Raw genomic sequence first — 12,580 nt, 5'->3', positions numbered from 1 at the left:
GATAGGCGCTGGAGCTAGACAATTCTCTAACTCCAAAGTTATAAATTCTGATACTAAAATAAAAAATCCCTGATTCAGAAAACTGAAACAGGGATTTCTAAAAATTCTATTGTAACGCCGAGACCACTTCCTCAAGTCTCATGCCTCTTGAAGCCTTCACTAAAACAATCGTTTCTTCATTCATTATTTTTTTCAGCTCATCAATAAGCGGCTGTTTCTCTGTAAAGGCAAAAACTCGATTTGCTGGCAGAGAGGCTTTTGCCCCTTCAGCAATATGCCTTCCTAGGTTTCCAAACGTAAAAACATAATCTATTTTATTGGAATCAATGGACTCGCCCATTTTGCGATGGAATTCTTCTTCTTCTGGTCCAAGTTCAAGCATATCACCAAGAACAAGAATCTTATTTTTATATCCAGGAAGATGAGCAATTAACTCAATAGCTGCATACATCGATGTCGGACTTGCATTGTACGCATCATTAATAATTTTTTCACCCATTTTTCCTTGAAGCAGCTCTGTCCTCATATTCGTCAATTTCAATCCGGTAAAACCGTCATTCATCTTTTCATAAGGAATACCGAAAAAATTGGCAACAGCCATGGCTGCCATCGCATTTAATACATTATGCGTTCCTAGGACAGGAAGAAAAAATGTCTTCTCTGAAGCATTGATGACAAACGAACTCCCAGTATCATTTTGTTCAATGTCCACCGGATAAAGGTCATTTCTTGTATTTCTTCCAAATGACTTCATATTAAAGCTTCTATCTAATTTCTTTAAACGCTGCGTTAACAAAGGTTCATCACCATAATACACAAGCAGCCCATTTTCTTGTATACCATTAACGATCTCAAGCTTTGCTTCCGCAATGCCCTCTCTTGAACCTAAATCTAAAAGATGCGATTCACCGATATTCGTAATAATAGCAGCCTCTGGGCGTCCTAATCTAGTTAGGAAGTCGATTTCCCCTTTGCTGCTCATTCCCATCTCAAGAACAGCTATTTCCGTATCCTCTTCTAACCCAAGGATAGTTAAAGGAAGACCGATTTCATTATTGAAGTTTCCCTCTGTTTTTTTCACCTTATATTTTAAAGAAAGAAGATCTGCTGTAATGTCCTTTGTCGTCGTTTTCCCATTGCTTCCTGTAATCCCCACTACCTTAACATCAAGCTCATCGCGGTACTTGCGCGCTAATTCTTGCAGAGCAATCAATGTATCCTCTACAACTAGAATAGGCAAATGCAATGGCGGATTTGGAACATCCTTTTGCCAAAAGGCAGCAGATGCCCCTTTTTTAATTGCTTCTTCTACAAATCGATGACCATCTGAATTTTCACCCTTAAAAGGAATAAACAGGTTCCCCGCTGTTAATTTTCTAGAATCGATACTGGCACCACTAATGACAGTATCTTTAAATGGCGCAACGTCATTCTCCACTTTTATCATCCCAGCAATTTCTTGAAGCGTTCGCTTAATCATTCATGTACCTCCTTTTCTAGACAGCATTTTTAGAATCCTCATGCGTCATTATGTATAAAGAGAGCACGGCAAAACTATCGCCGTGTCTCCTGTTAATTTTCTAGCTACGGTGGCTAGGGGCTCTTTGGTCTAAACCAACTCGTCAAGAAGGTTAAAGAACATCCTTCCTGCCGTTTTGTCTTATGCTTGTCGCCCCTGGACAAGCCCCCTCCGCTTTTCGGTTTGTCTAGCTGCGGCGTCTATCGCCAATCAAACTTCAGGTCCCCACCCTGCGATAAGTCGACATCTATTCGCTTTCGCTCATTGTATCTCCTATATCTCAGTCGAGGCCCTTCCAGTTTGTACGGCGATGATCAAGCCGCCTCCGCTTTTCTTTATTCCATCGTATATTTAATATTTTGCTTTTCTGCATGTCTTTCTTTTGCAAGATTGACTAGTTTTTCGATTAGCTGCGGATAGTCTACTCCTGTATGCTTCCAGAGTAATGGAAACATACTAAACGGAGTAAAACCAGGCATTGTATTAATTTCATTAATATACCATTTTCCTTCTCTTGTCAGGAAGAAATCAGCTCTTACAAGCCCAGAGCAGTCCAGTGCTTTAAAAGCTTTAATTGCCATTTCCTTTAGTTCCTTATATTCCGTCTCCGTAATTTCAGCTGGAATAATTAATGCTGTATTGCCATCTTCATATTTTGCCTTATAATCATAAAATTCCTTTTTCGGAACAATTTCACCAGCTACAGAGCATTCTGGATAATCATTCCCCATTACTCCTGTCTCGATTTCTCTTGCGGTAACTCCTTCTTCAATAATGATTTTACGATCAAATTGGAAGGCCTCTTTAAATGCACGCTCAAGCTCAGAACGGTTTGTACATTTACTAATGCCAACACTTGAACCAAGATTCGCCGGTTTAACAAAACAAGGATAACCAAGTTCATTTTCCACTTTATTGTAGGCATCATCCTTCGCGTTTTCCCATTCGCTGCGGATAAACCATGTATATTTTACCTGTGGAAGACCAGCCTGTGCAAAAACATTTTTCATAATCACTTTATCCATACCTGCTGATGAAGCCAGAACACCGTTGCCTACATAAGGAAGGTTCATTAGCTCTAATAATCCCTGTACTGTCCCATCTTCCCCGTTTGGTCCATGTAATAATGGAAAAATCACATCTAAAGGACCGCCCTGTTCGGATGCTTGGAATAAGGCAGGTGCTAGAGCCGCCTGTGGCAGCCTATCTGTATTTGAAAAGGCTAGTTCTTTTACATTGGTAACAGGTCCCATTAATTGCTGACCTTTAATCCATTCCCCGCTTGTAGAAATATATATTGGATGAATTTCAAATTTTTCTAGATCTAATGCTTTTATTACAGCCATTGCCGTCTGCATTGAAACGTCATGTTCTGCGGATTTACCGCCATATAAAAGACCAATTTTTGTTTTCATCATTTAAACAAACCTCCATTTGGAATTGCACCTACCTATTTTACCACTTACTTTATTAAGAAAGGGAGTGATTCATATATGTTAATTAAGGAATTTTTTCCTGAAGGCGTTCGCCCATATTTATATATGTATGAATCACTTATTAGAAAGGAAACTTTTCTTCGTATTATTTCTATTTTACTTTTAATTTACTTAATCTATCGCTTGTACGTCATTTCATAAAAAAAGCCGCCTGAATGCGCAGGCAGCCTTTTTATGTTGCTATTTTTCGGATTCAACCACTTCAGATTCATTATATTTATATAGGGAGCGGTCAACTGGAGTAAACCCTTCAGGCGTATAGAAACGCAATAAATCCCCATTGACAACTCTATCAGAAAGAGATAATTTATGACTCGCACTTTCCTGCAATTTTTCAGCTTCAGGTAATCTGTCTTCCTCAATCAGCAAGCCGGTTTTTGAATCATAGAATTTGCCATCAATAGCAGTAATGGTTGAGCTTACAAAATTGCCATTCCGGAAAGGAATAAGATCATCATGCTGTTCAGATAACAGATCGGTTCCAAACTGTACATAATCCTTTGTATCCGTCCCTAACAAATGAAGCAATGTTGGAAGGATATCCATTTGTCCACCGTACTCATGGTTCACTCCGCCTTCCATACCAGGCACTCGAACAAATAACGGCACTCTTTGTAAACCAGTGTTCTCAAAAGATGTAATTTCTTTTCCAAGGACCTTTTCCATCGCCTTATTATGATTTTCTGAGATTCCATAATGGTCACCATACATGATAATAATTGAATTATCATACAAACCTGATTCCTTTAGATCATCAAAAAATTGCTTTAAGGCCTCATCAGCATAGCGAGCTGTTTGGAAGTAACGATCCACTGATTTATCACCAGTTGTATGTGGAGCTATAGTCGCATCTTCTTCTTTAATCGGATATGGATAATGATGTGTTACCGTCATAAATTTTGTATAAAACGGCTGCGGCAATGATTTCAAAAGCGGAATAGATTGCTCAAAGAACGGCTTATCCATTAACCCATAATCCGCTAAATCTTCCGGATTCATATCATAAAAGCTCGAATCAAAAAACTTATTATACCCAAAAGATTTATAAATTTCATTACGGTTCCAGAAACTTCCTGAATTCCCGTGAAATACTGCTGAGGTATAGCCTTGCTGACCTAATATCGCCGGTGCAGCTTGGAACGTATTTAACCCTTTTGTTGTAAATGCTGATCCTGAGGGCAATCCATACAATGAATTTTCCAGCATAAATTCAGCATCAGACGTTTTACCTTGTCCAGTTTGATGGAAGAAGTTATCAAAGTAAAGCGTGTTTCCTTCACTTGTCAATGAATTTAGAAACGGGGTTACCTCTTCGCCATTCAGCTTGTAATTAATCAGGAAGTTCTGAATGGATTCAAGATGCAAATAGATCACATTCATTCCTTCACCCTTACCAAAGTACGCTGGATTTGGCTTCGCATAATTTGACTGAGTAAAGTTAATAACCTCTGTAATATCATTGCTGTCTGCCATAACCCTTTGCGCAGATGCTTTCGTGCTTTGTACTGCATCATAAATCGTGTAGTTATACATTCCTAAATACTTTACAATGTAGTTTCGGTCAAATCCTCTAGTTAATAACTGAGGACGATCTGCTTCTGCTAAAGCTAGATTTAAGCTTGAGATTCCTAAAGCTAGTGATAATAAAGCTGCTACCTTCCTGCGGCCAATATCCTTCACTTCAATTTTCACAAACTTAAAGGCAAGCAAACCAATCAAAAGAAACAGATCAATAAAGAATAAGAAATCATACGGTTTTAAAAGAGAGCTAATACTTCCGCTTACATCTCCGAAGTTTTGTGTCTGAGTTAAAGTCGGCAATGTAATAAAGTCATTAAAAAATCGATAAAATAATACATTGGCAAATAAAAGAAATGATAAAAGAAAATCAATAATCAGGAGGAAAATATATTTTTTTCTTCCTTTAAAAAAGAAAGCTAGTCCCAAAAACAATAAGGACGAACCTAATGGATTTAAGAACAATAGAAACCTTTGCAGGGAATTTTCAATTCCTAAGTCAAACTGTGTAGATTGAACAATAAATGTTTTCATCCACAGAAGAACAACTGCTAAAAAGAAAAAGATCACATATTTATTTAATATATTTTGATCTTTTTGAAATCGTTTATTCATTTTTACACCTTCCCCTATTCTTTGCCTTACCGTATGACCACTAAGATCCAGTGAACCGAAAACTCAAAGAAAGGTTATTTATATATTGATTAATTAATTTTAATTATTTAACCGCGATAAACAATATAACATGTTTTCATAAAAAAATGAACTAATTTGATGTATTTACCAATATCCAGATTATGTCCTAGACACTGAGGAAATGACCAATTCTCCGAAAAAAGACTCGTTAAATGACTTGATTAATGACCTGTAAGCTTTGTTCCTGCTTTAGGATGGACGGCTAATCGATCAATTAGATTCGAGCTAGGATTATTTAAACCAGATAATTGAACATCAACTCCATAATCTCTCAGCTTTAATACGATTTTATCAATCGCTGCAACCCCTGAGTCATCCCAAACATGCGCGTGTGTAAAATCTATTTCCACTTCTTTTACCTCTCCGTTATAATCGAAGGCTTTAACAAGTTCATCTACTGAAGCAAAAAACACTTGCCCTTTAACCGCATATACCTTTTTATTCCCTTCTATTTGAGAAGTTACATGAACCTTAGAGATTTTTGCCACAAAGAAAATAGCACTTAAAATGATCCCAGCAAATACTCCTTTTGAAAGATCATGAGTGAGCACAGTCGTTACCGTTGTCGTAATCATAACAATTGAATCAGTAACAGGCGTCTTAGCTAGCCCTTTAATAGAAGCCCAATTAAATGTCCCAATTGAAACCATAATCATTACACCAACTAATGCAGCCATCGGTATTTGGACAACGATATTGCCAAGTACTAAAATCAAAAACATCAAAAACGTTCCAGCAACAAGAGTAGAAAGCCTTCCTCTTCCACCAGATTTTACATTGATAACAGATTGGCCAATCATAGCACATCCAGCCATTCCACCAAATAAACCAGCAACAATATTCGCTATTCCCTGACCCCGTGTTTCTCGATTTTTGTCACTTGCTGTGTCCGTCATATCATCTACTATAGATGCAGTTAGTAAAGACTCCAACAAGCCAACAATGGAAAGAGCCAAGGAATAAGGAAAGATAATCTTCAGCGTTTCTAAATTAAATGGCACATCTGGAATGAAGAATGCTGGGAGTGAAGAAGTTAAATTCCCCATATCTCCTACAGTTTTCACATCACTCTTAGTCATAATTGCAATAATTGTAATAACGATAATAGCAACTAATGGAGATGGAACCGCCTTCGTAATTCTTGGAAAAATATATATAATCGCTAAAGCGCCAATGACCATTGCATACATAACCCATGTTGCACCAACAAATTGTTCAAGCTGCGCCATAAAAATTAAAATGGCTAATGCATTAACAAAACCAGTCATAACGGATCGAGGGATAAACTTCATAAAACGAGCCAATTTAAACACACCAAATAAAATCTGCAAAAGACCAGTCAATATCGTGGCAGCAAATAAATATTGCATCCCATGATCTGCAACCAATGTAACCATTAACAGTGCCATTGCCCCAGTCGCTGCCGAAATCATTCCAGGTCTGCCGCCTACGATTGCAATTGTGACAGCAATACAGAAAGAAGCGTATAAACCTACCATCGGATCTACACCAGCAATGATGGAAAAAGCAATTGCTTCTGGAATAAGGGCTAGTGCAACAACAACTCCAGCAAGAATATCCCCTCTAATATTGCCAAACCACTGTTCTTTAGTTGTTAGTACCTTCAAAGAAACACCTCTTTTTATCTTTTTTTCAAAAAAAAATGACTTTGAACTTGCATCAAAGTCGGGACCGTTAAAAACATATAGAATCATAACATATTTGCCAAAAATGACAAGACTTAATGAAAACGTTTATTTAATTGTTTTTTTTCGATTTCCTCTGTTTTTCTCTTTCATACTTTAGAAATAATTCATTAAAAAAAATGAAATTTAATTACATTTACAATAAAAAAGAGACACTTAATTGTGTCCCTTTAAGAAAAATCATTCTTAGAAATTTGAGTTAGTGCTTGACCAGCTTTTTGATCGGCCTGTTCACGCGTCGCAAGATCTCCGAGTGAAACCATCCCGACTAAATTTCCATTATCTACAACAGGCAGTCGACGAACTTGATGCTGAGACATTAATTGCGCTGCTTCCTCTAAGGATGCAGAAGATGAAACAGATATGACGTTATTAGACATAACACTTTGAATAGAATCATTCGGGGCTCCATTTGTTAACCCACGGACAACCATATCTCTGTCAGTGACCATTCCAACCACTTGGTTGTTTTCCACAACTGGCATCGAGCCAATATTTAATGCCTGCATTTTCGAAGCAACTGTACTTAAATTATCTTGATTCGAACAACTTTGTACGCTCGTACTCATTACATCTCTTACTTGCATATTTCCGTACTCCCTCCGTTAGTAATGAACCTTACTGGTGTATTATTTGCAAGTTAAGGATTACTATTCAAATGAACTAAGCATACCTTCGAATTCTATAATTTTCTTGCCACGAAATAAACTTTGAAAAATTAAATATTAAATCTATCCTTAAACTCAGGACTTAACTCGCTCCAAATATCGAATAGATTGCCATCGGGATCCCTAAATACAAAGTTCCTGCCTGCATGACCTCTATCTTCTATATCTCCGACCTTCATTCCTCTTTTAACAAATTCCCTATGCACTTCCTCTAAAGCAGATAATCCATTAACTTCGAACGTAAGAGAAAAACGCTCCTGACCACTATAATCATAGAAATTAGCCGTTTCAGTTTCTTTTGCTCTCACTAGAAAAAAACTCTGATTTGCAAAATTAAGAATGACTTTATCCTCGTCTTTATAGCTTAGCTCAGCACCTAAATTGCTAACATACCAGCTGGATGATCGACTAATATCACGGACTGGAATATAGGTTGTACCTACTCTTATAATTTTTTCGTTCATCTCATTCTCTCCCTTCCACATAACTATCTTTAATAAATTCTGTTCATTAGATGCAAACCCTTTTTTTGACAATAAAAAGAGCAGCCTTTTAAATAGGCCGCTCCTCTTTGTAATTATTTTAAAGGGATCCAAATCTCAGAATATAAATCTGGGCTTGAAGGATCTTCATCTGAATAAACCTCCAATTCAGGGGTCCCTGCATGCTCATATTGATTGGAAGGGAACCATTCTGAGAAAATTTGCTTCCATACTTTTGGCATTGCACCCGGCATTGGTCCATGCACCTCGAATACTCCCCATTTCGATGCTGGGATATCTAGTGTTAAGAAATCAGCAGTTGCCTCTCCTTTATGTTCTGCAGCAATCCAGTAATCAATAGATTGTTCGGATTGTGTTAATCTTTTATCCACACACACTCCAAGAATCCCTTTAATTTCCCCATTATTTAACCGTGCTATTTTTTCAACCGTTCCATCCCCATTCACTTCATCCCACATTTTAGGGATTCCCTTTAAATTTTCTTCATTAATAAGGGAAAACTCTTTTTTAATTCCTACTACTTGAAAACTGTCTCTTTCCACAATTTTGTACCTCATCGGTTCCGCTCCTTTCAAATTCACCTGGATGACCAGGCGGTTATAACAATTTAACTTTCCAATGTTCTTTCTCGCCTCACTAGGTGTAATCCCGTGCTGCCTGCGAAAAGCCTTTGAAAAAGCCTCAGGAGTGTCATAGCCATACTTATAGGCAAGATCAATAATTTTGTGATCTGTACTGGATAGTTCTTGAGCTGCTAACGATAATCGTCTTCGCCGAAGGTACTCACCAACAGATACATCTGTTAATATCGCGAAAGTTCGCTGAAAGTGAAATTCAGAAGTGTTTGCCTGCTTCGCAATACTTTCCATTGATATATCCTCTAATATGCATTCTTCCATATAGTTAATAGCCTTCTGCAGCGATTCAACCCAACCCATATAACTCACTCCTTAATGAAATAATAACAGCCGTATTATATTGCTTCCTGTCAATTTATGCTTTGTTCAGACCATCTCTAATCGAAAAACTCCATATGCTTTTTTTCCTGCTGATAATACGTCAGTCTATCTTCTAAAGTACCTGTATGGAATTCGAATTTATGCCCGTCCGGATCGGTAAAATAAATCGATTGTTTATCTTTTTCATCTCTTTGGCGTCCCTTAAGGATATGTACATGTAATTGGTTTAACTTTTCATATATTTTATCAAAGTCATCTTTGTCAATCGAAAAAGCGATATGTGTATAAGAGTGGCTAATATCATTCCGAGGGATATCCTTTTCTTCATTTAGTGCAATCCATATCCCATTCAAATCAAAATACGCTGTACTTCTCCCTTTTACTAAAAGCTTTGCATCAAAAACGTTTTGATAAAAATCGATCGAATTCTCCAAATTTGAAACAGAAAATAAAAAGTGATTTAATCCTTTAATATTCACTTTAGTATCGGAATCACTTCTAACCGGGTATCTTAATATGAATTGCTCTCCTATCTTCCCCATCTTCCGGCGGCCAGTGTCTTTATAACCGACTTTTTCATAAAGTTTCTGAGCAGCAATATTCCTTTTGTTCACCGCTAATACAATCTCATCGCATGCTGGAAATTTCCGTTTTACAAAATCCTCTATTTGCTGCATTCCTCTTTTCGCAAATCCTTTTCCTTGGTGAGAGTGATTAATGGAAAATGACGTTAGTAACATGGCCTTCGGGTTATCAGAATACTCTTTTACTCGGTCACTTGAATGAAGCACAAAAAATCCAACCGGTTCATTATTGATTAAAATAACAATTGGGTGCCGTTCATGAGTCATTTCTAATGAATGAATGGGTAATGCAGTAAATTGTTCCTGTTCTTCAGGTAATTCAAATCGACTTAACGATTCGAAGTATTCAGATTTATAAAATTGTAAATTAACCTTTTCTATAAAGTGCATAATTGAGTCCTCCAATATCTAACTGATGATTCCTATTTTAACATAAGAACATTTGTTTGGGTTAAATTTTTTAGACATTTCAAACAAAAAAAGGAGTGTAAAAGTTTAGATTTTACACTCCATTATCGTTTTTATCACCTATTTTTTTACCGCCTTAATAATAAAACGATGAGACTTTACTTCAATATAGCCATTTTCTTCAATTATCTTATGGATCTTGTAAAGCTGTGATTCATACGTTTCGATTGAAAAATTATCAATTTGCCATGGAATCGCTTTTAAGTAGTAACAGATTGCTCCTACATCATAAAACCTTGTCAGCGGATATGCCTCTTCACTTTCCATGATGGTAAAACCAGCCGCTTTAATATCCTCAACTGCCTTTGCTAACTTCCACTCTGCATAGCCAAAATCCATTGGTGCACCAAGGAGTTCATTCAGCTGTACATTATCAGTCCCGCCGACCTGCTGAGTAATAAATATCCCTTCATTCTGAAGAATCCGATTCACTTCGGCTGGTGAGTAGGACTCATGACGATTGATAACTAAATCAAACTGTGCCTCTTTAAACGGCAGTTTGGAATCATCCTCCACCTCATAAACTTCAATACCTAATGGATTCAGCCGCTTTCTTGCAATCTGGATGTTAGGCTTATAGCCTTCCGTTGCAGCTGTAAAATTTGGAAGGGGAAGTAATTTAGAAAGATATTCCCCTCCACCGGTTCCCATATCTAGCATGCTTTTAGAATGAAATAGCTCTTGTAAAACCCAATTCGTATAGCTCCAAGGAAATGGCTCGGTAGCCATCCTTCCAGTATCAGAAATATATGAAAAGTCCCAGCCTTCAAACCGTGTATCCGCCTGTTTCAGTAAGAATTGAAAATAACCCTCTGTCATCTTTATCCCTCCAGTTTTTTGGTTGATAGTCATTCATCCAACAAGGAGGTCCTCTTATACGGTTGCTAATTTTCTGTTAAAAGTATGTACATTCGCAATCACCAAACTCGTTTTCTACTATTTTAATGCAAATATTTACAACATTCAAATAAGCGGTGATACAATAAGTGTAGCGACAGGAGGAATAATATGACAAAAATGCTTACAGGTAGAAAAGTAACTATACGTCCAATTTTGGAGGAGGATCTAAAGCAACTATGGAATTATATTTATGGAACAGAGAATCCAGAATGGAAAAAGTGGGATGCGCCCTACTTTCCTCTTAGTTTTATAGAATATGAAGATTTTAAAAAGGATTTTATCAAGATTCCAGACAATGAGCCCCTGCCAAGAATGGCAATAGAAGTCAATGGAAAATTGATTGGAATAGTAAGCTACTATTGGGAACACCGCGAATCGAATTGGCTGGAGGCAGGAATTGTAATCTATGACCCGCAGTATTGGAATGGCGGCTACGGAACAGATTCCTTATCCCTTTGGGTTGAGCACCTCTTTGCTTCGCTGCCGTTAGTAAGAGTTGGGATTACAACATGGTCAGGCAATAAAAGGATGATGCGCGCTGCTGAAAAAATTGGGATGCAGCTTGAAGCTCGCCTGAGAAAATGCCGTTTGTATAATGGGGAATACTATGATTCCATTCGGATGGGGATTTTGAGAGAGGAATGGGAAGAGCAAAACCGATTGATAAAGTAGATCGTTTTTACATTTCAAAAGAATTAATACATTAATTTTACATTTCCCTATGAAAATTGCATTTTTTACGGTCGCCAATTAGCTCTATTGGCGACCGTAATTTTGCTTTACCATGATTAGGTAACAGGCCAAATTTCCATTTTATCGGCCACTTACAATAATTTATAGGCCACTTTGCCTCATTTACAGGCCACTTCTCCATTTTGTGGGCCTCTTTGCCAAATTTACGGGCCACTCAGCATTTTTATAAAAAAAGAGACTTGCTCCAATTACGAGCGAGCCTACCAGCAATGAGCCATGCATCCTTCCAGCATAAGCTCTTTCTTTCCATTATGAAGCTTAACAATCGTCAGGCTTGTTCCATACATAAAAGGCGGGTCCCAGAGCCGATCAATCGGCGCATTTCGGCAGAGCAGATAAAGTGTTTTAAGAACAACCCCATGTGTAATGACAAGTACATTTCCTACCGGAGTTGTGTCTACTAATTCCTTTAAAAAGCTAGCAACCCTATCCATTACATCCATGAAACTTTCACCTTCTTGGTTTTCATACATGGAAGGATAGTTCCAATACAAATCGTACTGTGCCGGAAATAGTGCCTTAATTTCTTCCTCTGTTTTCCCTTGCCATTCCCCTAAAGCAATTTCCATTAATCTCTCATCTGTTTCTATTGGAATTTGCCTTTTCTCGCAAACATGCAATGCCGTATCTATCGTTCGCTTACTGGGAGAGGAAATAATCCGCTCGAAAACGGTATCCTTCAGCCTCTCACCCAATAACAGTGCATCATTCTTGCCCTTCTCCGTCAAATCCGAATCGAGACGCCCTTGCATTCTTTTTTCTGTATTCCATTCTGTTTCACCATGTCTAATGATATATAAATGTAGCATT

General features: G+C 37.6%; 12 protein-coding genes and 1 pseudogene. 1 reads left to right on the top strand and 12 read right to left on the bottom strand.

Annotation, left to right across the window (positions count from 1 at the left end; translation table 11 throughout):
- Positions 1 to 106: 106 nt before the first annotated feature.
- The 10 genes and pseudogenes from ASU02_RS18565 to ASU02_RS18525 form a co-directional block, all read right to left on the bottom strand.
- Entirely contained in the window at positions 107 to 1,480 is a 1,374-nt protein-coding gene (locus ASU02_RS18565; protein ID WP_057766380.1) for a UDP-N-acetylmuramoyl-tripeptide--D-alanyl-D-alanine ligase, read from the bottom strand.
- Between the two features lie 374 nt (positions 1,481 to 1,854).
- A complete protein-coding gene (locus tag ASU02_RS18560) occupies positions 1,855 to 2,934 on the bottom strand; it encodes a D-alanine--D-alanine ligase (RefSeq protein WP_057766432.1) in 1,080 nt (359 codons plus the stop codon).
- A 261-nt stretch (positions 2,935 to 3,195) separates the two neighbouring features.
- A complete protein-coding gene (locus ASU02_RS18555) occupies positions 3,196 to 5,148 on the bottom strand; it encodes an LTA synthase family protein (RefSeq protein ID WP_057766378.1) in 1,953 nt (650 codons plus the stop codon).
- Positions 5,149 to 5,390: 242 nt separating this feature from the next.
- The gene (locus ASU02_RS18550; protein ID WP_057766376.1) at positions 5,391 to 6,857 is read right to left on the bottom strand and encodes a SulP family inorganic anion transporter; all 1,467 of its coding nucleotides are present in this window, start codon (positions 6,855 to 6,857) and stop codon (positions 5,391 to 5,393) included.
- A 248-nt stretch (positions 6,858 to 7,105) separates the two neighbouring features.
- Entirely contained in the window at positions 7,106 to 7,522 is a 417-nt protein-coding gene (locus ASU02_RS18545) for a CBS domain-containing protein (RefSeq protein WP_057766374.1), read from the bottom strand.
- 131 nt (positions 7,523 to 7,653) lie between these two features.
- Positions 7,654 to 8,067, bottom strand: a complete 414-nt coding sequence (locus ASU02_RS18540; RefSeq protein WP_057766430.1) for a VOC family protein — start codon at positions 8,065 to 8,067, stop codon at positions 7,654 to 7,656.
- Positions 8,068 to 8,180: 113 nt separating this feature from the next.
- The gene (locus tag ASU02_RS18535; protein ID WP_057766373.1) at positions 8,181 to 9,044 is read right to left on the bottom strand and encodes an AraC family transcriptional regulator; all 864 of its coding nucleotides are present in this window, start codon (positions 9,042 to 9,044) and stop codon (positions 8,181 to 8,183) included.
- Positions 9,045 to 9,121: 77 nt separating this feature from the next.
- Positions 9,122 to 9,544, bottom strand: coding sequence for a FosM family fosfomycin resistance protein (fosM, locus tag ASU02_RS27045; RefSeq protein ID WP_057766428.1), 423 nt, complete (start codon positions 9,542 to 9,544; stop codon positions 9,122 to 9,124).
- 75 nt (positions 9,545 to 9,619) lie between these two features.
- A pseudogene (locus ASU02_RS27255) lies at positions 9,620 to 10,039 on the bottom strand (GNAT family N-acetyltransferase); the annotation flags it as partial.
- Between the two features lie 138 nt (positions 10,040 to 10,177).
- Positions 10,178 to 10,936 carry a class I SAM-dependent methyltransferase gene (locus ASU02_RS18525; RefSeq protein WP_057766371.1) on the bottom strand — a complete coding sequence of 253 codons (759 nt, stop codon included), beginning with the start codon at positions 10,934 to 10,936 and terminating at the stop codon, positions 10,178 to 10,180.
- A 189-nt stretch (positions 10,937 to 11,125) separates the two neighbouring features.
- Here ASU02_RS18525 and ASU02_RS18520 point away from each other — a divergent pair, with 189 nt between their 5' ends.
- Positions 11,126 to 11,689 carry a GNAT family N-acetyltransferase gene (locus tag ASU02_RS18520; RefSeq protein WP_198317462.1) on the top strand — a complete coding sequence of 188 codons (564 nt, stop codon included), beginning with the start codon at positions 11,126 to 11,128 and terminating at the stop codon, positions 11,687 to 11,689.
- Between the two features lie 37 nt (positions 11,690 to 11,726).
- Here the strand turns inward: ASU02_RS18520 and ASU02_RS26495 are convergent, their stop codons facing one another.
- Together ASU02_RS26495 and ASU02_RS18515 are read right to left on the bottom strand one after the other, a co-directional pair.
- The gene (locus ASU02_RS26495; protein WP_157684538.1) at positions 11,727 to 11,891 is read right to left on the bottom strand and encodes a hypothetical protein; all 165 of its coding nucleotides are present in this window, start codon (positions 11,889 to 11,891) and stop codon (positions 11,727 to 11,729) included.
- Positions 11,892 to 11,970: 79 nt separating this feature from the next.
- Complete coding sequence (locus ASU02_RS18515) at positions 11,971 to 12,579, bottom strand: histidine phosphatase family protein (protein WP_057766368.1); 609 nt, start codon at positions 12,577 to 12,579, stop codon at positions 11,971 to 11,973.
- Between the last annotated feature and the right edge of the window lies 1 nt (position 12,580).

Origin of the sequence: Cytobacillus praedii (assembly GCF_001439605.1) — a bacterium.
GTDB lineage: Bacteria > Bacillota > Bacilli > Bacillales > Cytobacillaceae > Cytobacillus > Cytobacillus praedii.
Note: the sequence above shows the minus strand (reverse complement) of the source record. Positions and strands in the feature narration are given on the sequence as shown.

Coding starts and splice junctions, on each gene's coding strand:
- ASU02_RS18565 (WP_057766380.1), bottom strand. CDS start 1,480: ATGATTAAGCGAACGCTTCAAGAAATTGCTGGGATGATAAAAGTGGAG.
- ASU02_RS18560 (WP_057766432.1), bottom strand. CDS start 2,934: ATGAAAACAAAAATTGGTCTTTTATATGGCGGTAAATCCGCAGAACAT.
- ASU02_RS18555 (WP_057766378.1), bottom strand. CDS start 5,148: ATGAATAAACGATTTCAAAAAGATCAAAATATATTAAATAAATATGTG.
- ASU02_RS18545 (WP_057766374.1), bottom strand. CDS start 7,522: ATGCAAGTAAGAGATGTAATGAGTACGAGCGTACAAAGTTGTTCGAAT.
- ASU02_RS18540 (WP_057766430.1), bottom strand. CDS start 8,067: ATGAACGAAAAAATTATAAGAGTAGGTACAACCTATATTCCAGTCCGT.
- ASU02_RS18535 (WP_057766373.1), bottom strand. CDS start 9,044: ATGGGTTGGGTTGAATCGCTGCAGAAGGCTATTAACTATATGGAAGAA.
- ASU02_RS18525 (WP_057766371.1), bottom strand. CDS start 10,936: ATGACAGAGGGTTATTTTCAATTCTTACTGAAACAGGCGGATACACGG.
- ASU02_RS18520 (WP_198317462.1), top strand. CDS start 11,126: ATGACAAAAATGCTTACAGGTAGAAAAGTAACTATACGTCCAATTTTG.
- ASU02_RS26495 (WP_157684538.1), bottom strand. CDS start 11,891: ATGGAGAAGTGGCCTGTAAATGAGGCAAAGTGGCCTATAAATTATTGT.
- ASU02_RS18515 (WP_057766368.1), bottom strand. CDS start 12,579: ATGCTACATTTATATATCATTAGACATGGTGAAACAGAATGGAATACA.